This window comes from Corallococcus sp. AB018 (assembly GCF_003986945.1).
Lineage (GTDB): Bacteria > Myxococcota > Myxococcia > Myxococcales > Myxococcaceae > Corallococcus > Corallococcus exiguus.
On the sequence record NZ_RAWR01000010.1, the window covers coordinates 13,515 to 33,035 of the forward strand.

General features: G+C 70.5%; 16 protein-coding genes. 13 read left to right on the forward strand and 3 right to left on the reverse strand.

All coding sequences use genetic code 11. The features are described 5' to 3' along the window. Positions 1–67 precede the first annotated feature (67 nt). The 3 genes from D7Y11_RS44090 to D7Y11_RS03820 all read left to right on the forward strand — a co-directional run bounded on the left by D7Y11_RS44090 (position 68) and on the right by D7Y11_RS03820 (position 5,141). Entirely contained in the window at positions 68–1,033 is a 966-nt protein-coding gene (locus D7Y11_RS44090) for a hypothetical protein (RefSeq protein ID WP_233604843.1), read from the forward strand. Continuing rightward, positions 1,030–3,915: a DUF4105 domain-containing protein gene (locus D7Y11_RS03815; protein WP_126933042.1), complete on the forward strand. Its 2,886-nt coding sequence runs from the start codon at positions 1,030–1,032 to the stop codon at positions 3,913–3,915. The genes D7Y11_RS44090 and D7Y11_RS03815 overlap by 4 nt, the downstream gene beginning before the upstream one ends. Before the next feature lie 746 nt (positions 3,916–4,661). After that, on the forward strand, positions 4,662–5,141 hold the full coding sequence (locus D7Y11_RS03820) for a hypothetical protein (RefSeq protein WP_121751974.1): 480 nt from the start codon (positions 4,662–4,664) through the stop codon (positions 5,139–5,141). A gap of 10 nt (positions 5,142–5,151) precedes the next feature. Here D7Y11_RS03820 and D7Y11_RS03825 read toward each other — a convergent pair whose 3' ends face one another. Beyond that, complete coding sequence (locus tag D7Y11_RS03825; RefSeq protein WP_139919482.1) at positions 5,152–5,487, reverse strand: PilZ domain-containing protein; 336 nt, start codon at positions 5,485–5,487, stop codon at positions 5,152–5,154. A 127-nt stretch (positions 5,488–5,614) separates the two neighbouring features. Here D7Y11_RS03825 and D7Y11_RS03830 point away from each other — a divergent pair, with 127 nt between their 5' ends. Beyond that, positions 5,615–6,136 carry a GreA/GreB family elongation factor gene (locus tag D7Y11_RS03830; protein WP_126933044.1) on the forward strand — a complete coding sequence of 174 codons (522 nt, stop codon included), beginning with the start codon at positions 5,615–5,617 and terminating at the stop codon, positions 6,134–6,136. Between the two features lies 1 nt (position 6,137). On the opposite strand, the gene D7Y11_RS03835 is transcribed toward D7Y11_RS03830, so the two are convergent. Beyond that, entirely contained in the window at positions 6,138–6,854 is a 717-nt protein-coding gene (locus D7Y11_RS03835; RefSeq protein WP_126933045.1) for a class I SAM-dependent methyltransferase, read from the reverse strand. A gap of 126 nt (positions 6,855–6,980) precedes the next feature. Between D7Y11_RS03835 and D7Y11_RS03840 the strand changes: the two genes are divergently transcribed. The 5 genes from D7Y11_RS03840 (at position 6,981) to D7Y11_RS03860 (ending at position 10,395) form a co-directional block, all read left to right on the forward strand. After that, positions 6,981–7,469 (forward strand): hypothetical protein, encoded by a 489-nt coding sequence (locus D7Y11_RS03840; protein ID WP_172817673.1) that lies wholly within the window; start codon positions 6,981–6,983, stop codon positions 7,467–7,469. Between the two features lie 139 nt (positions 7,470–7,608). Further along, positions 7,609–8,334 (forward strand): SDR family oxidoreductase, encoded by a 726-nt coding sequence (locus D7Y11_RS03845; RefSeq protein WP_126933046.1) that lies wholly within the window; start codon positions 7,609–7,611, stop codon positions 8,332–8,334. Positions 8,335–8,351: 17 nt separating this feature from the next. Then, positions 8,352–9,122 (forward strand): dihydroneopterin aldolase, encoded by a 771-nt coding sequence (locus tag D7Y11_RS03850; protein ID WP_126933068.1) that lies wholly within the window; start codon positions 8,352–8,354, stop codon positions 9,120–9,122. Positions 9,123–9,198: 76 nt separating this feature from the next. Further along, positions 9,199–9,945: a queuosine precursor transporter gene (locus tag D7Y11_RS03855; RefSeq protein ID WP_126933047.1), complete on the forward strand. Its 747-nt coding sequence runs from the start codon at positions 9,199–9,201 to the stop codon at positions 9,943–9,945. Positions 9,946–9,978: 33 nt separating this feature from the next. Further along, positions 9,979–10,395 carry a hypothetical protein gene (locus D7Y11_RS03860; protein WP_120574836.1) on the forward strand — a complete coding sequence of 139 codons (417 nt, stop codon included), beginning with the start codon at positions 9,979–9,981 and terminating at the stop codon, positions 10,393–10,395. 49 nt (positions 10,396–10,444) lie between these two features. Here the strand turns inward: D7Y11_RS03860 and D7Y11_RS03865 are convergent, their stop codons facing one another. Next, the gene (locus D7Y11_RS03865; protein WP_126933048.1) at positions 10,445–13,054 is read right to left on the reverse strand and encodes a U32 family peptidase; all 2,610 of its coding nucleotides are present in this window, start codon (positions 13,052–13,054) and stop codon (positions 10,445–10,447) included. A 207-nt stretch (positions 13,055–13,261) separates the two neighbouring features. Here D7Y11_RS03865 and grxC point away from each other — a divergent pair, with 207 nt between their 5' ends. The 4 genes from grxC to D7Y11_RS03885 all read left to right on the forward strand — a co-directional run bounded on the left by grxC (position 13,262) and on the right by D7Y11_RS03885 (position 19,508). Continuing rightward, positions 13,262–13,540, forward strand: a complete 279-nt coding sequence (gene grxC, locus D7Y11_RS03870) for a glutaredoxin 3 (protein ID WP_120574855.1) — start codon at positions 13,262–13,264, stop codon at positions 13,538–13,540. Between the two features lie 374 nt (positions 13,541–13,914). Next, positions 13,915–15,585 carry a nitrous oxide reductase family maturation protein NosD gene (locus D7Y11_RS03875; RefSeq protein ID WP_126933049.1) on the forward strand — a complete coding sequence of 557 codons (1,671 nt, stop codon included), beginning with the start codon at positions 13,915–13,917 and terminating at the stop codon, positions 15,583–15,585. A gap of 52 nt (positions 15,586–15,637) precedes the next feature. Continuing rightward, the gene (locus tag D7Y11_RS03880) at positions 15,638–17,596 is read left to right on the forward strand and encodes a PAS domain S-box protein (protein ID WP_199753686.1); all 1,959 of its coding nucleotides are present in this window, start codon (positions 15,638–15,640) and stop codon (positions 17,594–17,596) included. Further along, positions 17,586–19,508 (forward strand): ATP-binding protein, encoded by a 1,923-nt coding sequence (locus D7Y11_RS03885; protein ID WP_126933051.1) that lies wholly within the window; start codon positions 17,586–17,588, stop codon positions 19,506–19,508. Before D7Y11_RS03880 ends, D7Y11_RS03885 begins: the two co-directional genes overlap by 11 nt. The last annotated feature ends 13 nt before the right edge of the window (positions 19,509–19,521 follow it).

Below are 19,521 nucleotides of genomic sequence, written 5' to 3' on the forward strand. Positions count from 1 at the left end.
CCCGGCATGCGGTTGGCTAGGGCACTGGCTGGCGCCAGGCCCGGTGGCGCCTTTTCGAGGGGGATGGATGCGGACGAAGTCTTCATGGAAGCGCGCGGTGACGGCGTCGATGCTGATGCTCGCCGTGGGGTGTCGCACGCCCGCCGTGGGCTTGAGGGCCGCGGGGGCGTCGGACTCGGGCAACTCGTCGGACTCGGGCGCTTCCAGCCAGGGTGACTCCAGCCAGTCGGACTCGGGCAACTCCAGCCAGGGTGACTCCAGCCAGGGCGAGTCCAGCAAGTCCGACTCGGGCAACTCCAGCGGTGGGGATTCGAGCAAGTCGGGCTCCAATGGCTCCAGCGACGAGGGCTCCAGCGAGTCGGGCTCGGGCGAGTCCAGCGACTCCGACTCGGGCAACTCCAGCCAGGGGGATTCGAGCAAGTCGGACTCGGGCGACTCCTCGGGTTCCAGCGACCACAGCTCCAGAGAAGGGGGCTCCAGCCACTCCGGTTCCAGCGAGAACAGCAACGCGGGCACCAGCGAGTCGAACCAGGTGGACCAGGGCGACGACTCGCGCACGCGCAGCGAGAGCAGCAACGGCCGCGAGAACCAGCTCCTGTCGACGGCCACGGTGGCGCTGACGGTGATGGGCCTGGGCATCATCATCTGGCAGTCGTACGCGCGCGCGGAGCGGCGCAAGGGCAAGCGCCCCTCACCGAAGGAGGTGGGGCACGCGGCCCAGGTGTACCTGCGGGCTCGCACGCACCAGCTGCGAGAGGACCTGGCGTTGGGCGCGGGCCCGACGGTGGAGGACCTGGCGCAGGCGGCGCGCATCCGCCGTGAGAACCTGGATGTCTTCGGCAAGCTGCTGCGCACGCACCGCAAGGAGCTGCTGATGATGGCGGACGCGAAGACGCTGACGCCCGAGCGCGCCCGCGCATGGCTGGAACGCGTGGGCCAGCTGGCGCGCACCGAACCCCGGCTCGAAGAGGACCGTCAGGCCTTCATCCTGGAACAGGAGGGTGCGACCCAAGCGGCCGAGGCCCTCCAGTGAGGCCTCGCACAGCCTGGATGGGGTTGCTCACGGTGCTGCTGTTGCCGGTGAGCGCGCAGGCTCATGAGCAGTTACAGGACACACCGGCCGAAGAACCCCTGGGCCACCTCGCGGTGCCGGCGTTCTTGAAGGGGCTGTCCCCGGAGGTCGTCCTGGCCGAACGGGTCGCGGCACTGGAGGCCACGTCGGGCATCCTCCTGCGCGGTGCCGCGGCGCGGGATGCCTCGCTGGTCTCGGACGTGGAGGCGGGGCTCGCCGCCCTTCCTCCCGCGATGCGCCGTCCCCCAGGAGGCAAATTGGAGTTCGCGCTCCACCCGGAGCCCGCGCCGCTGGGCCTGGGTGACGGCACGAAGGCCCGTCCGGACTGGTCGGAGCAGCGCGAGCAGTTCCACCTCTACCGCTACGCCCCTTCCGAGGAGCGTCGCGCCACGTTGCGCCTGTCACGCCTCACCGACACGGAGGCCGAACATCTGTGGCGCCGCCGCGCCGTGGTGCACGCCGTGATGCAGCGCTGGGACGACGCGCGCGGTTGGAGCAAGCGTCCCCAGTGGCGCAGGCTGGACGGATGGCTGCTCCCCTTCGAGCGCCCGCTCACGTGGAAGGAGTCCGCGAGCATCACCTACGCGGGAGCCTTCAGCCGCGCCCGGGGCCAGGTCAGCGCCTCGCTGGACCTCGTCACGTTCGCGGAGGAGCTGTTCGTCCCCGTGGAGTCCCTGCGTCCGGACGCATTGCCCGAGGATGATCAGGTGCGCTGTCAGGAGCTGTCCAAGACGCGCGCCCTGTCGGAGTTCATCTCGGAGGCGCGCCTGGGCACGCTGCCCACGCGAGGAGACTGCCCGGCCTTCGACACGTGGGCGGAAGCGGATGCGCTCTCCCATCTGGAGGTCCTGCTCGTCGCGGCCACGGGCCGTCAGCCCCAGTCCCTCTTCGGCCACCTGCTCCTGCGCCCGGTCTGGCGCGAAGGCGCCACGGTGCAGGGCCCTGGCTTCGAGCGCGTCGTGCAGCTCGTGGCCCTCACCGGAATGGAAGAGAAGGGCCTGGGCTACCTGATGAAGGGCATGACGGGCGGCTACAGCACCGTCTTCCTCACGGGCACCCTGGGCGACGTCACCCACGAGTCGCTGGAGCTGGAGCAGCGCACCATCCGCCGCTTCCGGTTGAACCTCACGCCCGGCGAGTCCCAGCGCATGCTGGAGCGCATCTGGGAACTCGAGCGTCGCGGCTACCTGGGCTACTACTTCTTCACCGACAACTGCGCCGCCGCGCTGCTCTTCCTCCTCAATGGCTCGCTGGAGAACGGACGTCACGTGAGCGCCCCCGGCACGCTGTGGGTCCTGCCCACGGCCACGCTGGACACGCTGGCGAAGACGAACGTCGTGGACGCGAAGGGACTCACGGTGCCGCTGCTGGAGCACGTCCCGGACGCCCTCGAATCCACGGGAGACCGCGCCCGGCGCGCGCTCGTGGAAGAGGAGCGGCTGCTCACGAAGCTGGCCTCCCTGCTTCCATCCACCTCGCTCGCGCCGCTGCACCACGTGCACCGCCGCCTCCAGTCCCCTGAACCCGACGTGCGCAGGCAGGCCTACGAGCTGCTGCCTCACGCCGTGACGACAGCGCTCGACGCCGCTCCTCCATCCGCGCGCGCCGAAGCCCGCGATGCCCTGCACGCCTACGTGGCGCACGTGGTGCGGGTGGAGCGCGCGGCGGTGGACCAGGCCGAAGGGGAGAAGCTCGCCATCGAACGTGAGCGCTTCGTATCCCTCGAGCTGAAGGGGCAGGGCGGCGCCGCCCAGGGCGTCAAGGACCGGCAACTCCTCTTCGAGCGCGAGGACGAAATGCAGCGCAAGCTCGCGGTGCTCGACCGCACGGCCCTGCTCCAGCAGGCCCTGGACACGGCCATCAAGCGGCCGCCCACGCCGGACGAGCTCAAGGCCCTGGTCCGCGCGGAGCACACCGAAGCCGCCTTCGCCGCGGCCACCGAGGCGCAGGGCGAGCTCAACGACGGACCGCTCGCGGATGTGGATCCGCGGGCCTTCCTCGCGAAGGACCATGAACAGAAGGTGGAGCTCGAGACCACCTGGGCCCGGGGCGCGCTGCGCGAATCCGGCGCGGCCCGCACGGTGGTCAGCGGCGGCGTGGACTTCCCGGAGGTGGGCGCCGCGCGGCCGGTGGTGAGCCTGCGCACCTCCGCGATGAACGAGGCCCTGGGCGACGCGCGCCTGCACGGCTTCCAGTCCAGCAGCGAGCTGCGCGTGCTGGACGGCGAGCTGTCGGTGGAGCCGCGCTGGGGCGTACCGCGCATCCTCGGCTCGCGGCTGACGCTGGTGGGCTACCGCACGCTGCTGCCCGAACTGCCCCAGCAACAACGGTCGTTCTCCGACTCATTGGGCTGGGGCGCGGAAGCGAAGATGTCCACGGACATCGACCGTCCGCTGCCCTACCGCGCGACGGTGGAGGCGGAGGCGCTGGGCGTGGTGGCGGCCTCGGAGCGCTTCGACACCTTCCTCGCGTTGGGTTTGGGCGCCCAGGCCACGATGGCCTGGAGCCCCCGGGAGACGGTCCCCACAGTGGGGCCCCGTCTGTCATTGTCCCATCGCATGGGCCTGCCCGGCCCGGGCAACAGCGCCCTGCGCCTGGAGGCCACGTACGTGCCGTCGTGGCGCACGGGCATCACGCCGGGCTTCACGCACGAGGCGGACGCGACGCTCCAGGTGGAGTGGTACCTGGGGCGCATCTCCCGGTGGAGCGTGCTGCTCACTCCCCGCGCACAGGTCCACTGGGAGGGGACACTCGCGTCGTGGGCAGGTCCCGGGAGAAGTCTCGCGAGCCTTCCGGAAGGGCTGGCGCGACATCGCCTTGCGCTAGGAGTGGAGGTCCGCTGACGTACTGCGAGCGGAAGATGGGGACCTCACCGGTCCACACCGGACGGCTGGAGGCGCCGCAGAGGGCCCCGATGAACAGGCCGATGACGTGCAGCATCGTCCAGTTCCACCAGCCCAGGCCGTAGAAGACGCGCACGGAGCCCACGCTGAAGACGTTGAAGGCCACGAAGAACGCGGCGGGCACCACCACCGAAGCGACGAGCGCGGCGGCCAGCGCCCGGCGGGGGCGTCCCGCGTGGAAGCCGCCGAACGTGCCGGCCAGCAGGCCGTTGAACAACGGAATGAAGAACGTGACGGCGCTGATGAGCACCATCGTCAGCACGCTCACGTCGAACCGGTTGTGCTTCCAGACGACGCGGCTCTCCTCCACGCGCGTGTCGGGCGGGAGGGTCGCGTACTCGGACCGCCCGTTCTCCATCTCGAAGCGGCGCTCCGGAAGCGCGACGCGTCCGGATTCCTCCGTATAGGTCTCATCCATGGAGCTTGTCCTCCGTGCGGGCGGGGGAAGAACGTGCCCGGACACCTTGGGAGATGGTGCTGGAAGCGGGCGGGTGGAAGGGCTGACGGCTCCACCGGTCCTCGGGGAGGAAGGCGCATGCCGTGCCTGCCCGCCGGGAATTTCCCGACCCGGCGTGGGGGCGGATGCCGCACACGGGGGCTGTAACGCACCGGAGACTTGGCGTCCGGTGGCTGGCGGCTATGCTGCCGCGCCTCTGCCGTACCGCTTCCCAGCCTGGATGGATTCCATGAGCCTTCGCCGCAACCTGCTGACCATCGCCGTCCTCTCCTCCGCGCTGCTGTCCGCCTGCGCGCTGCGCCCGCGCTACAACGAAGTCATCCAGGCGAACGGCGCCACCGAGCTCCAGGCGGGCCAGCTCGTGGTGCTGCGCGTGACGGACGCCGCGACGGGCCAGCCGGTGAAGGGCGCCAAGATTCTCGGTGGCGAGTACCGCAACCACATCAACGCGACCACCGACGAGAACGGCGAGTTCTCCCTCCAACTCGACCCGGGCCTGGTGAAGGAGAACCCCCTGGTGGAGGTCGTGCTGCCCAAGGGCGTGGCCCACTACAAGCTCCAGGTGGTGCCCTCCGGTCAGGCCCCGGCTCCCGAAGGCGCCCCCATCGCTCCCCCGGCTGAGTCCGCCGTGGAGCCGTCCACCACGCCCGCGACGCCCGGCGCTCCGTCCGAGACCGCGGCCCCGGCTGCCTCCGAAACGGCGAAGTAGGTCCGGTTCGTCAGGTGAACCAGCGAATCAGGCGCCTGCCCTGCAAGCGCCTGAACGCACCCAGCCGCCGCTGGAAGTCCTCGCCGATGGTGACGAAGCGCACGCCGCAGCGTCCCCGCGTGCGCTCCCCGGCGGAACGGCGGGACCACATCACCTGGGCCTGGAAGGGGACCTCCTCGTCCCCCAGCAGCAACGCGCCTTCGACGAGATCGCCCGCCTTCATCGGCTGGAGCATCTCCGCGCAGAAGCCGCTCTCCGATACATCCCGCGTGTAGAGCGGCAGCATGCCGCGCAGTCGGACGGCCAGGCGATGCTCGAAGCGAGGCACGGCTCGGGGGAGGTGCATGCCCTCGAATCCTGGTCGATTCCGCCTCGGTAGTAAAATTGCGCCAATAGAAAGCAGGCAGGCAGGCGAACCCGGCGTGCAAAGCCCGGGATTCGTTGAGAAATCTCCTGGGAGGAGGGAGCGGGCCATGTCGAAGGCATTCACCAAGGAAGACGGGGGCGGCGACGAGGGGCTCACCCCCGCGCGTCCACGGTCGACGTCGGCGGAGCAGCGCTACATCACGCCGGAGGGCTACCGCGCGCTCCAGGAGGAGCTGCTGGAGCTGCAGGGCCCCGCGCCCCAGGACTGGCCGGAACTGGAAGCGGGAGTGCGCAAGCGCGAGCGGGAGCGACGGGCGCGCGAGCTCACCGCCATCCTGGAGGACGTGCGGGTGGTGGAGCCGGATCCATCGCAGGCGGGCCGCGTCTTCTTCGGTGCGTGGGTGGTGCTGGAGGACGAGGACGGCGCGCGCATGCGCTATCGCATCGTTGGTCCGGATGAAGCGGACGTGAAGGCGGGGCGGCTGAGCGTGGAGTCCCCGCTGGCGCGCGCGCTCCTGGGCAAGGAGGCCGGAGAGGCCGTGCAGGTGGAGCGTCCGCGCGGCACGGTGGAGTACGAAGTCCTCGCGGTGGAGTACGCGGAGTCCGAAGCGGCCGCTGCCGCGCCGTGATTCAGCGCTTCGTGGCGACGACGGTGACGAGCCGGCCGAAGGGCTCCGGCATGTCGCCCTCGCGCACCTCCACGTCGAACCCCGCCGCCTCCAGCAGCGTGCGGGCGCGGGGCACGAGGAACGTCAGGTAGTACATGACGAACGGCGGCTTCCAGAGCGCGTTGCGCACGCGCATGGCGGCGTTGAAACCCTTGGCCACCCAGTAGCCGGGGTTGAGCGCGGACGGCGGCTGCGCCGTGACGAAGACGAAGCGGCCACCGGGCTTCAGCGCTCGCGTGATGCCTTCGACGAGGCGCGGCTCGTCCTCCTCCAGGATGTGCCCGAAGGCGCCGAAGCTGGTGATGAGGTCGAACGCCGCGTCGAAGGGCAGCGCCAGCGCATCACCCCGGACGAAGTCGAGCGCCGCGCTGCCCGGTGCATCCGCGAGCCTGCGCCGCGCTTCATCCAGCATGCCCTGGCTCAGGTCGAACCCGACGACGCGCTCGCGGCACAGCGGGCGCAGCACGCGCATCGCGGCGCCGGTGCCGCAGCACACGTCCAGCGCGCTGCCCACGCTGCCTTCAGGCCCTGCGTGCGCGAGCGCGGCCTTGAGCACCGGATCCGGCGTGCGGAACGGCGTGTGCTCGAACTTGGGCGCGAGCAGGTCGTAGCCCTGCTCGACGGAGGTGAGGGCCTGCCGTGCAAGTTCGCGGAAGGTGGGGCCGTCGCGGTGGAACATGGGACGAGGTGTACCCACATCCCCCCTGGCTCCGCCACCGGGGTGGAGAAGGACTCGATGGGATTTGAATGTTCCGGCGGGGGCCCCGTCAGTCAGGACAAGCAACTCGGACGGAGGATGGAAGACATGGCTTTCAAGCTCGGACTCGCGACCCTGGCCTTCGGTGCAATGCTGCTCGGTTCCTCCACGTCGTTCGCGGCGGACTGGCGCGGCCCGACCCGGGCGGATGCGCAGTGGGGCGGCCAGCAGCGGTACAACGGCGGCTGGGATTCCGCTCCGCAGGGCCAGGCGTTCCGCTACGACAATGACGACGCGAAGACGCGCCGCTTCATGGGCTGCCGCGGCCCGAACTGCAACCAGGGCCCCATGCCGCGCCCGGTGGACTCGCGCGGCCGCTACGAGCTGCAGACGGTGGAGCGCTGGGTGCCTGCGCGCTACGAGCAGGTCTGGGTCCCCGAGCAGTGCGTGTCCCGTGGCCGCCGCGGCCGCCACGTGAGCTGCTCGCCGGGCTACTACGACCAGCGCTATGTGGCGGGCGGCTACCAGGCGGTGACGGAGTGGGTCTGGGTGCCGTACGGCGGGCGCCGCTGGCAGACGGTGGTCTACTACCCGTAGCCAACACGAGGAGACGAGACGGGACGGACGACGCAAAGGGGAAGCAGGGGAACAACGCGGGGCGGCACCTGGTGTGGGGACTCCAGGTGTCGCCCCGCGGTGTTTTTTCGCGGGCGGGCCTGTTAGGCAGGGCCCGCATATGGGGACCGCATTCATCACGGGCGCGGGCGTGCGCATCGGCAGCGCGGTGGCGCGAGCACTCGGCCGCGCCGGCTACGACCTGGCGCTTCACGCGAACCGCTCCATGGAGCCGCTGGAAGCACTGGCGCAAGAGCTGCGGGAGCTGGGCCGCGGAGTCACGCTGTTCAGCGGCGACCTCTCCGACGCGCAGGCCGTGGACGCGCTGGGCGCGCGGGTCCGGGAGGCGCACCCCGCGCTGGACGTGGTCGTCCACAACGCGGGGCTCTACGAACGCGTGGACTTCGCGGCCGTGACGCGCGAGCAGTACCGCCGCATGCTCGCCGTGAACGTGGACGCGCCCTTCTTCCTCACGCAGGCGCTGCTGCCGTCGCTGCGCGCGGGGAAGGACCCGCTGGTGGTGCACCTCACCGACATTGGCGGTGAGCGGGCGGTGAGCCACTACTCGCACTACTCGGTGAGCAAGGCGGGGCTCGTGATGCTGACGCGAGCGCTGGCGGTGGAGCTGGCGCCGCACGTGCGCGTCAACGCCATCTCGCCGGGCGTGGTGGCCTTCCCGGAGCACTTCGACGAAGCCGCGCGGAAGGAAGTGCTCGACCGCGTGCCCATGGGCCGCGAGGGCAGCGTGGAGGACGTGGCGCGCACGGTGGTATTCCTCGCGCGCGAGGCGCCGTACCTCACCGGGCAGGTCATCGCCGTGGATGGCGGAAGGAGCGCGCAGCTGTGAGCCATGAACCCGTGTGGATGCACCCCGTGGTCACTGACGCCCAGGGCCGTCCGCTGGACGTGATGGAGCTGCGCGGGCTCACGGTGGACGTCATCGTGGGCCTCTACAACCGCGAGCGCGTGACGCCGCAGCCCCTGCGCCTGGACGTGGCGCTCTTCCTGGACGCACGGCAGGCGGCGGTGGGCGGGAGGCTGGCGAACACCGTGCACTACGGGCGCCTGGCCGGAGAGCTGCGCTTCCTCCTGGATGCGTGCCGCTTCGAGTTGTTGGAGTCCGCGGCGGAGGCGGTGTGTCGCTATCTCCTGGCGCCGCCCACGGACGCCGCGCCGCACGCGCTGCTGCACGCCGCCACGGTGCGGGTCACCAAGCCGGAGGCGCTGACGGGGTGGGCCATCCCATCGCTCCAGGTGCACCGCACCGCCCAGGAGATGGTGTACCGGACGGAGGCGAAGCCCTTCGGTCACGTGGACGTCATCCACGAAGGCGCGACCTACGGCGTGTATCGGCTGCGGGTGGATCCGGGAGGGAGCATCCCGCCGCGCGCGGACGGCCACACGGAAGGAATGGAGCTGGTGCTGGGCGCGGGGCTGGTGCTGCAGGGGCAGCCGGTGGGGCGGGGGGTGGCGTTCAGCGGACCGGAGGTCTTCGGGCACGGCTACGACAACCCGACGGCGACCGAGCAGACAGTGCTGGGAGTGTACCGGCCGCGCCTGGTGCTCTCCGAGGGGGGCGCTTCCGGAGAGGCCGCGCCGGTAGGGGCGGGCACGCTGTACTACCTGCCCGAATAGGCCCCGGGCGTCCAAGCGACGGGGGCGGGAGGGTATGCTAGCTGTAGAGGCGCCTCGTTCTTGAAGGACGCAACGGATGATCCTGGACCGGCGGATTCAGCTTTTCGTGGTGCTCGCGGGGCTGTTCATCACCTCGCTGGTGGTGGGCGACATCATCGGGGTGAAGCTGTTCGAGGTGCACCTGGGCCCGGTGGTGGCGGTGATGTCGGTGGGGATGTTGCCGTTCCCGGTGACGTTCCTGCTGACGGACATCCTCAACGAGTTCTACGGCAAGAAGGTCGCGCGGTTCGTGACGTGGGTGGGCTTTGTCATGGCCATCTTCACGTTCGTGATTGTCGCGCTGGCGGGCCAGATTCCGTGGGCGCCAATGACGGAGGCCAAGGACTACAGCGGCACGGTGGCGGCGTCGTTCAACAACGTCTTCGGCGGTTCGCAGCGCATCCTGGCGGCGTCGATGGTGGCGTACCTGGTGGCGCAGTTCCTGGACATCTCGGTGTTCAACCTGCTCAAGCGGGTGACGAACAACCGGATGCTGTGGCTGCGGGCCACGGGCTCCACGGTGGTGTCGCAGCTCATCGACACGGTGGTGGTGCAGTTCATCGCCTGGACGGGCGTGCTGCCACGGGAGGTCATCTTCCGGATCATCTTCACCTCGTACGCGGTGAAGCTGCTGGTGGCCATTGGCCTGACGCCGCTCGTCTACCTGGGGCACGCGCTGGTGGAGCGCAAGCTGGGCATCGCGCCAGTGGTGCTGGGCGAGGACGGTGAGCCGGTGAACCTCGTGACCACCAAGGCCGAGCCCCCGTCCGCGGCCGCGGCCTGAACGCAGTAGACTGCGGGGGAGGAGGGTGCTCCCATGCAGTTCACGCTCACGGATCTTTATTATCCACCGCCGACCACGGTGGGTTTCTCCTACGTGCTCTGGCTCTCGCCGGTGGTGGTGTTCCTGCTGCTGCGATGGTTGCGGCGCGGAGCCCGCGACGGCCATGACGTCCTGGGCCTGATGGCACCGTCGTCCCGGAGCTCCGTCTCGGCCTTGCGTGACCTCCTGACGTGGGGCTGCGTGGCGGTGGCTCTCATCGGACCACTGCTGCTCGGCATGGCGATCCTCATCAGCGAGGCCATGCTGGTGGAGCCTGTCGCGCGGGAGGGGGATGGCATCGACCCCACCCACTGGAAGTGGTTCGCCGCGATGACGCTGCTGTTCGTCCTCGTGCGCATGAAGTGGCTGCGGAGTGCTTCGTCCCGTGAGGACGTGCTCCACATCGCCTGAACGAACAGAGGGGCAGGGCTCGAAGCAGGAGCCCTGCTCACACCGTGTTTCAGCGCGCGTTCGACGCCGGGTGCTTGAGCACCTGCATCGTGCCTCGCGTGACGCCGAACTGCTCGTGCACCGCGGCGCGCTTCACCGCCTCCGCGGGCGACAGCCGACCCGCGAGCAGTTCCTGATACGCGCCCAGCACCCGCGTGGCTTCCTCGCGCGTCTCTCGCACGAACTCCACGCGGAAGCGTCGCACGCCGCGCTCCAGCAGCCGGGGCACCAGCGACGCCGCGCTCTGCGCCTGCGCGTTGAAGACCGTGTTGCGGCACCCCACGTCCACGATGACCGGATGCTCCAATCCCAGCCGGTCCTTCAGCGCGATGGCGTGCTTCTCACACGGCCGTCCACAGGTCTTGTAGTCGCGCCCGTTGGACAGCGTGTGTGAATACACGCAGTGCTCCGTGTGGAACGTCGCGATGTGGTGGTGCAACGCCACCGCGAACCGGTGCGCCGGTGCCTGCTCCAGCAGCGCGAAGAGCTGCTCCGAATCCAGGTCGTGCGACACCGTCAGCGTGTCCAGCCCCAGGCTCAACAGGTGCGCCGCCGTCAGCGAATTCGTGACGTTCAGCGAGAAGTCCCCGTGCAGCACCGGCCGCGACGCCCCCGCCGGCTGCTCCAGGAAGTGCATCATCGCGCCCCAGTGGCGCACCAGCACCGCGTCCGGGCGCAGCCGGTCCAGACGCGTGTCGTAGCCCTCCTCGCCGGGCTTCTGCACTCGCACCGTGGCGATGGTGACGCGCAGCCCCGCCGCGCGCGCCCGCTCCACTGCCTTCTGGAGCCCCACCATCTCCATCCAATCCAGCTCCACCTCGCGCAGGCCCGCGGCGATGACCGCCTCCAGCTGCGCGTCGTCGCGGCACAGCGGCAGCAACCGGGGTGCATCCTCCGCCGGTCGCGAAGCCACCTTCGCCAGCAGGTCCTGACGCACGCTGGCCTCCACCGCCTCCGTGCTCACAGTCCGCGCGGGGCCACGCTCCACGTCCGCCGTCAGCTCCGCCACCAGCCGCCGCCGCAGCGCCTTGAGCTCCGACACCGGCAGGTGCAGCCCCGGCGCCAATCCAGACGCATCCAGCTCCGCCAGGTGGAACGACGTCCCGCCCAGCGCGGCCAGCTTGTCCTTGAGCAGCGCCGCGTCCACGCCCGCGCCCCTCGACGGCGCGAGCACCGTCGTACCCACAACCTCACGCGTGAACCGCCCGGTGCTCATCCGCACACGCAGCGGCGTGCCCTCCGAGCCGGACACCACCAGTGACAGCGGGATGCGGCCCTCGGGCTCACCCTCCGCGAGCAGGTCTCCCGTGCGCCGCGCGAGCGCCGGATCGCTGTTCAGCCACACGCGCTGCCCCGGCGCCACGCGGCCCAGGTCCGGACCCGGATGGCCGAAGCCCAGCACCCACGCGTCGCCCTCGCGCTCCACTCGGAAGATGGGACCGCCCGGCTCGTGCTTGTCTTCCGGCGCTCCCGCGTCGAACACCACGCCCATGCCCGGACGCGGATCCACATCCGCGGGGTCGGGCTCGCCCGTGAGCGGCGCGGACACGTTGCCCGCAGGGGCCTCCGGGCGCTCGTCGCCAAGACCCAGCGCGCCCGTCCACGGCCGGTCGTCCGGCACCACGAGCACGTCCTTGCCAGCCACCGCATGCACCCGGCCCAGGTACAGCCCGCGGTGCTTCGGGAAGCGACCCTCCACCAGCGTCTGGTGGTCGGAGCCCGCCAGGAAGCCGTGAGAGAACCCTCGGCTGTACGACAGCGCCATCTCCGCCAGGTCCTTCGCCAGCCGCGCGCTGTCGGGCTTGCCCGCCATCACGCCGTCCAACCAGCGGCGATAACCCTGCACCGTGCTGGAGACGTATGCCGGACCCTTGAGCCGGCCTTCAATCTTCAGGCTGTGCACGCCGATGTCCGCCAGCTCCGGCACCGCGCGCACGCCCGCCAGGTCCTTGGGGCTGAGCAGGTACTTCACCTCGCCCAGGTCGCGCGTCTCGCCGTCCACCACCAGGTCGTACGGCAGCCGGCAGGACTGCGCGCACTGGCCCCGGTTCGCGGACCGTCCGCCCCACGCTTCGCTCGTGAGGCATTGACCGCTCCACGACATGCAGAGCGCGCCGTGGATGAAGACCTCCAGCTCGATGTCCGTCTGCGACGCCAGCCGGCGGATCTCCGCCACCGACAGCTCGCGCGGCACCACCATGCGCGTGAAACCCAGGCCCGTGGCGAACCGCGCCCCTTCCGCGCTGGACAGCGTCATCTGCGTGGAGGCGTGCAGCTCCAGCTGCGGGCAGATGGCTCGCGCCAGCAGCGCCACCGCCGGGTCCTGCACGATGAGCGCGTCCACCCCAGCCTTCGCCACGCCGCGCAGCAGGTGCTCCACCACCGGCAGCTCCGGCTCGAACACCAGCGTGTTCAGCGTCACGTAGGCGCGCGCGCCGGCCCGGTGGATGAGCCCCACCGTCTCAGCCAACCGCTCGAGCGAGAAGTTCTCCGCACGGGCTCGCGCGTTGAAGCCTTCATCGAGCCCGAAGTAGACGGCGTCAGCGCCACTGGCCAGGGCGGCACGCAACGACTCCAGGTCACCAGCGGGGGCGAGGATTTCGGGGCGTCGGGGAGACATGACTCCTACCTAGCACGCCCGCTCCCGCCGCTCCCCTCTTGCGACCTGTCCACTCCACCCCGGACGGGCACCCGTTTGAGGGGAGGGATGCCATCCCATGCGAGGCACGGGGATGTTGTTCGTGGAGAACGGACAGGGGCGTGAGCGCCCTCGTGCCGGGTTGCGGACCGTGGATGGAGTCCCCACCCTTTGATGCAGGAGGTCGTGATGCTCGAGGTCGTCGTCTACATGAAGCGCACCTGCCCCTATTCGCGGCAGGCCATGGACCTGCTCAACGAGAAGGGCTGCGAGTTCCAGAAGGTCGACGTCGCCGCGGACGAAGAGCGTCACAAGGAGATGCTGCGGCGCTGCGGCCGTCAGACCGTGCCGCAGATCTTCATCGCGGGCCGCCACGTCGGTGGCTGCGATGACCTGTACGACCTGGAGGCACGCGGGGAACTGGACGCGCTCCTCGGTCGGAAGGCCCAGGACTCCACCTCACCCTGAAGCCGTCCTCCGCCGTCGCGTCCGGGTCGTGTTCCTCCTGCCGGGGGACACGGCCTGCGTGTTTCCCGGGCGCTCGCGTCGCCCCTCCGGGCAGTGGCTGGGACGGGGCCGGCGGCGGAACTTGTCGCGCTCTTGGGACGGGGCCTCGCGGTAGGAGCCTTGAAGCCCGTCCTGCGCGCGGTGCCCACCCTCCGGCACATCCGCGGGCCGCTGTCGCCAGGCCCAACCGCGTGGATTCACACTCCTGCCCGGCTGCCCTGCGACCGGGCGGCGGTGATGCCCACGGCTGACGGGGAATGCCCGGCACGCATGTTCCCGTTGCCCGCCGACCCCGCGAGCGCACCCCGCGCCGTGAACCCCTACGAGGAGTCCACATGCGCTTCCGCCAGACCCTGACGACCATCGTCTGTGCCACCGGGATGCTCGCGGGCACCGTCGGCTGTACCGGCAAGGTCGAGCCCGCGCCCGCGACAGCCACACCCCCGGGCACATCCGGTCCACCCATCATCACTCCGCCTGGGCGGCCCCAGACTCCGGCCGACGCGGGCACATCCCCTGACGAGGACGGAGGCGTCGCCACGGACGGCGGCACCCCCCCCACGGATCCAGTGGACCCACCGCCCACGGAGGAGCCCCAGGAGCCCGAACCACCGCCGCCCGCCGAGCCGCAATACACGCGCGTGCTCTGGGTCTCTCCCAGCGGCAATGACTCAGCGGCCGGTACGGAAGCGCTGCCCCTGCGCACGGTGGCGCGAGCCCTGTCCTTGGTGAAGCCCGGCGAGGCGGTGTTCCTCAAGTCCGGCACCTGGCGCGAACACGTGCCGCTGACGGAGCGGCAGGGCACGGCGGACAAGCCGCTGACGCTGCGGGCCGCTCCGGGCGCCACGGCCATCCTCAAGGGCGGCTCCATTGGCGAGACGGCGCTGGTGGACGTGAGCGGGGCGTACTGGAACATCCAGGGGCTCACGGTGGACGTGGGCGGCGAGTCCGCCTTCGCGGTGATGTGGCGCGGCGCGGGCGCGCACCACGGCGTGCTCCGGGACAGCATCGTGAAGAACGGCACGGAGGGCGCGGGCGTCTACGTGACGGAGAAGGCGCACGACGTCCTCATCGAGGACAACGACATCTCCCACTTCGACAAGGGCGACGTGGACAGCCACGGCGTCTGTGTGCAGACCTCCGCGAGCAACGTGGTGGTGCGCGGCAATGACATCCACCACAACTCCGGCGACGGCGTGCAGTGCCTGGGGCCGGAGGGCGGCGCCACCCATCCAGGCACGCCGTTCGACAACCTGCTCGTGGAGGACAACCAGCTCCACGACAACCGGGAGAACGGCGCGGACATCAAGACGTGCACCCGCGTCACGCTGCGCGGCAACACCATCTACAACCACCGCGAGGTGGCCACCTCCGCGGGCGAGGGCGTCATTGTCCACATGTCCCCGTCCGACGTCACGCTGGAGGACAACGTCTTCTACGCCAACGCGCGCGCCATCCAGATTGGCGGCAACCGCGAGGGCGCGCCCCCCACGCGCGTCATCCTGCGCCGCAACCTCATCCATGACGGCCTGGGCGAGGCGGACGGAGAAGAGGGCACCGGCATCCGCATCGACGCGTCCGTGGACGTGAAGGTGCAGCACAACACCGTGTGGAACCTGAGCGGCGCGTGTCTCATCTTCGGCACGGGCTCCAACGGCGCGAGCCAGGGCCTGGATGTGCGCAACAACATCTTCGCCGGCTGTGGCATTGCCGCTCGCGGCGGCGCGGGCCGGAGCGGCGCGGTGGTGGACGGCAACCTGTACTTCCGGAGCAGTGGCGCGGCGGTGTTCAACCTGGAGGGTGCCACCCTGGGCCTGGCGGACTGGCGCACGAAGGCCGGCCTGGACAAGCGCTCCCAGGAGCGCGCGCCCGGCTTCGTGGACACGGGCTCGGACGACTACCAGCTCTCCACGCAGTCCCCCGCGCGCGAAGCGGGCCTGTCCCTGGGCCTGCCCTTCTGCGGCTCGGCGCCGGACCAGGGTGCCTTCGAGTCAGGCTGCCCCTGACCCCGGGGGTTGTGTAGACTCTGGGGCCCCTCGCTCCGGAGTCCAGCGCCCCGTGTCGGCCCCGTCGGAACCCGCCTTCGGCATCGTCCTGGTCCCCCCAGGGTCGGTGGCTCGAGAACCCCTGAACGCCGCCGCCGAGCGCGCGGGCCTGCGCGTGGTGGACGACCCGGACGACGCCGCCCTGGCGCTGGTGGACCTCACCGCTCCCGGCTGCGGCCCCGCCGTGGTGGAGCTGCTCACGTCCCACAACGGGCCGCACCTCACGCTCCTCGCGGTGGTGTCCACGGAGCCGCGTGGCTTCGCCGCCGTGGACACGCTGCGCCCCGCGGACATCGTCACCCACCAGAGCCTTCCGCACGAACTCACCTGGCGCCTGCAGCGCGCCGCGGAACGCCACCGCGAGCGTGAGGAGCAGGCCCGCAGCCAGACGGACCTGGCGCTGCTGCTGGAGCTCACCGCCGACTACGCGGAGAGCTCCGACGTGGAAGCGCTCCTGCACGGCGTGACGCGGCGTCTGGCGGAGCAGCTGGACATCGCGCGCGCCACGCTGGTGATGGTGGGCGGCGGCGTGGACGAGGGCGTCATCGTCGCCGCCAGCGACGACCCGGGCATGAAGGACCTGCGCATCGACCTGGCGCGCTACCCGGAAATCCGCGAGGTGGTGCGCACCGGCAAGCCCGTGGTCATGCAGGAGGCCGCCACGCACCCGCTGCTGGGCGACCTGGAGCGTCGGGCCGTGGCCGCGCGAGGCATCCACGCCATCGCCGCGCTGCCCCTGCCCATCCGCGGCCAGGTGCGCGGCGTGCTGCTGCTCCGCGCGGCCGGGCGCAGGCGGGCCTTCAGCACGCGCGAAATCGACTTCCTCACCACGGTGGCCCACGCGACGGCGGTGGCGCTGCGGAGCGCGTCGGTGCTCCAGTCCGTGCAGACGGCGCGGCTGGCGGCGGAGGAGAAGGCCGCGTCCTTCAAGCCCTACCAGCTCTTCTTCGCCCACGTGAGCGAGGGCGTGGCCATCCTCGATGACGAGGCCGCCGTGCTGTCGCTCAACCCCGCCGGCGCGCAGATGCTGGACACGACCGCTGGCGAGGCGCGGGGCAAGCACCTGAATCAAATCACCCAGCCGGTGGACGACGGCGTGCTGATGGAGCTGGTGACGTCCGCGTCGCGTGGCGAGGCGCGCATGGGCGTGGACGTGGTGGTGCGCACGCCCGCCGGTCGCTGCCTCACGCTGTCCATGTCCGCGGCGCCGCTGCGCGACGAGGACGCGGCCACCATCCTGTCCTTCCGCGACGTGACGCACGCTCGCAAGCTGGAGGACGAGCTGCGCAACACGAAGGACTTCCTGGAGCGGCTCATCGACTCGTCGGTGGACGCCATCATCGCGGCCGACCTGAAGGGGCGCATCATCCTCTTCAACAAGGGCGCGGAGGCCATGTGCGGCTACACCGCGCAGGAGGCCCAGGAGAAGCTCAACGCGCTCCAGCTCTACCCGCCCGGCGTCGCCCAACGCATCATGGTCCAGCTGCGCGGGCCCGACATGGGCGGCAAGGGCCGGCTGTCACTCACGCGCCAGGAGCTGATGCACCGCTCTGGTGAGCGCGTGCCCGTGAACATGACGGCCTCCATCGTCTACGAGGGCGGCCGCGAGTCCTTCACCGTGGGCATCTTCACGGATCTCCGGGACCGGATGCAGCTGGAGCGCAAGCTGTCCGACGTGGAGACGCGGCTGGAGGAGAGCGAGAAGAACGCCGTCATCGTCGCGCTCGCAGGCACCGCGGCCCACGAACTCAACCAGCCCCTCACCTCCGTGATGGGCTACGCGGAGCTGCTCAAGCGCAAGCTCAAGGAGGAGGACTTCGCCTGGAGGCCGGTGGACATCATCTACCGCGAGGCGGAGCGCATGGCGGAGATCGTCCGGAAGATTGGAAAGATCACCCGCTACGAGACGAAGTCGTACGTGGGGACGCAGCAGATCCTCGACCTCGACAAGGCCAGCTCCCATGAAGAGTGAGGTCCGCGCCGTGCGTCCGTCCGGAAATCTGGCCCCCGACGCCTTCCAGGCCTTCTTCGACGCGCTGGATGAGCCCGCCGCCGTCTGCGACGTGTCCCTGCGCATCGCGGCCGTGAACCCCGCGCTGCGCCGCTTCTGCGCCACGCACGAAATCAGCGTGGACCTGGTGGCCGAGGCCCTGGCGAGCGCCGTCGCGCCGGAGGACGGGCAGTCCCACGAGTTCGACCTCGTGCTCCAGAGCGGCACGTCGCTGGTGCTCACCCTGTCGCGCCGGGCGGACACCGTGGCGGTGCGCGCCCGCGTGGACACCGAAATCATCAGCGGCCGCCTGGTGGTGGCGGAGCGGGCCCTCCTGGAGCAGGCGCGCACCGAAGGCGTGCTCCTGGACCTGGGCCGCAGCGTGGCGGAAGCCGGCGGCGAGGAGGAGCTGGTGGCCGCGGTGGCGCGCGGCGTGAAGGAGCTCTTCCCCGGCCGTTCCTTCTGCATCCGCATCGTGGACGCGCGCACCGGAGGCCTCACGTCGCTCTACGCGGAAGGCCGCCTCAAGGAGGGCGCGCACGAACCGCTGGTCCTCTTCCAGCGCTCGGTGGAGAAGACCAACCTCACGCTGACGGCGCTGCCCCAGGGGCGGGTGACCATCTCCGAAGAGGTGCCGCTGCTCTTCCACGGCAGCACCCGCGCGGTAAGCGCCCCGCTGGTCGCGAGCGGCCAGCTCTTCGGCGCCATCAACATGGAGTACCCGGAGGGCCTGGACGCGGACCCCGCGCACGACGAGCGCGTGCTGCTCCAGTTGGCCAGCCAGGTCGCCGTCGCGGTGAAGAACGCGAAGCTCATCGACGAGCTGACGTTCGTGCGCAAGTACCTGGAGGAGCTGCTGGAGAAGGCCAACGCGCTCATCCTGGTGGTGAACCGGGACAAGCAGGTGGTGGTCTTCAATCAGGCGCTGAGCGCGCTCACCGGCCTCACCAAGGAGCAGGTGCTGGGGCGGGATTTGTCCTCGCTGGTGGCGGACAGCGAGCAGCTGCGGCTGGCGCCCGTGCTGGCGGCGGCCATGCGCGGCGAGTCCGTGAACAACTTCGAGACGCGCCTGCTCACCCGCGACGGCGGCGAGGTGCGCGTGTCCTTCGCCACCTCCTCCATGCAAACCCAGCCGGGTGAAGTGGAGGGCGTCATCGCCATCGGCCAGGACGTCACGGTGGTGAAGGAGCTGGAGAAGCGCATCATCCACGCGGAGAAGCTGGCCTCCATCGGGCAGCTCGCGGCCAGCGTGGTGCATGAAATCAACAACCCGATGACGGCGGTGGCCACCTACGCGGACGCGCTCCTGCAGCGCTCGCGGATGACGCCGGGCGCGAACCCCGCGGACCAGGAGAAGCTGAAGAAAATCCTGGAGAGCAGCCACCGCATCCTGCGCTTCACCCGCGACCTGGTGAGCTACGCGCGGCCCGCGCAGGACCGGCCGGAGCGCGTGTCACTCAACGCCGTCGTGGACATGGCGGTGGGCTTCTGCGAGCACGTCGTCTCCCAGGCCCGCGTCAGCGTGCAGCGCGAATACGCGAGCGACGTGCCGCCCCTGGCCGCCGTGCGGGCCAACCTGGTGCAGGTGTTCGTCAACCTCATCACCAACGCCTGCCACGCCATGCAGCCCGGCGGAGGGGTGTACCTGTCCACGCTTCAGGAGGGCCCGGAGGCGGTGGTGCGCGTGCGCGACACCGGCACCGGCATCGAGCAGCGCAACCTGTCGCGCATCTTCGAGCCCTTCTTCACCACCAAGCCCGAAGGGCGCGGCACCGGCCTGGGCCTGTCCATCTGCCAGGGCATCGTGGAGAACCACGGCGGACGCCTCACCGTGGAGAGCACGCTGGGGCAGGGCACCACCTTCACGGTGCGGCTGCCCCTGGCCGCGGATTGAGCGCGAGCGGTGC

What these genes read in the sequence shown, in the direction of transcription:
- D7Y11_RS03865 (WP_126933048.1), bottom strand. Translation starts at nt 13,054, where the DNA reads ATGTCTCCCCGACGCCCCGAAATCCTCGCCCCCGCTGGTGACCTGGAG.
- D7Y11_RS03885 (WP_126933051.1), top strand. Translation starts at nt 17,586, where the DNA reads ATGAAGAGTGAGGTCCGCGCCGTGCGTCCGTCCGGAAATCTGGCCCCC.
- D7Y11_RS44090 (WP_233604843.1), top strand. Translation starts at nt 68, where the DNA reads ATGCGGACGAAGTCTTCATGGAAGCGCGCGGTGACGGCGTCGATGCTG.
- D7Y11_RS03850 (WP_126933068.1), top strand. Translation starts at nt 8,352, where the DNA reads ATGCACCCCGTGGTCACTGACGCCCAGGGCCGTCCGCTGGACGTGATG.
- D7Y11_RS03845 (WP_126933046.1), top strand. Translation starts at nt 7,609, where the DNA reads ATGGGGACCGCATTCATCACGGGCGCGGGCGTGCGCATCGGCAGCGCG.
- D7Y11_RS03840 (WP_172817673.1), top strand. Translation starts at nt 6,981, where the DNA reads ATGGCTTTCAAGCTCGGACTCGCGACCCTGGCCTTCGGTGCAATGCTG.
- D7Y11_RS03835 (WP_126933045.1), bottom strand. Translation starts at nt 6,854, where the DNA reads ATGTTCCACCGCGACGGCCCCACCTTCCGCGAACTTGCACGGCAGGCC.
- D7Y11_RS03855 (WP_126933047.1), top strand. Translation starts at nt 9,199, where the DNA reads ATGATCCTGGACCGGCGGATTCAGCTTTTCGTGGTGCTCGCGGGGCTG.
- D7Y11_RS03830 (WP_126933044.1), top strand. Translation starts at nt 5,615, where the DNA reads ATGTCGAAGGCATTCACCAAGGAAGACGGGGGCGGCGACGAGGGGCTC.
- D7Y11_RS03825 (WP_139919482.1), bottom strand. Translation starts at nt 5,487, where the DNA reads ATGCACCTCCCCCGAGCCGTGCCTCGCTTCGAGCATCGCCTGGCCGTC.
- grxC (WP_120574855.1), top strand. Translation starts at nt 13,262, where the DNA reads ATGCTCGAGGTCGTCGTCTACATGAAGCGCACCTGCCCCTATTCGCGG.
- D7Y11_RS03875 (WP_126933049.1), top strand. Translation starts at nt 13,915, where the DNA reads ATGCGCTTCCGCCAGACCCTGACGACCATCGTCTGTGCCACCGGGATG.
- D7Y11_RS03820 (WP_121751974.1), top strand. Translation starts at nt 4,662, where the DNA reads ATGAGCCTTCGCCGCAACCTGCTGACCATCGCCGTCCTCTCCTCCGCG.
- D7Y11_RS03860 (WP_120574836.1), top strand. Translation starts at nt 9,979, where the DNA reads ATGCAGTTCACGCTCACGGATCTTTATTATCCACCGCCGACCACGGTG.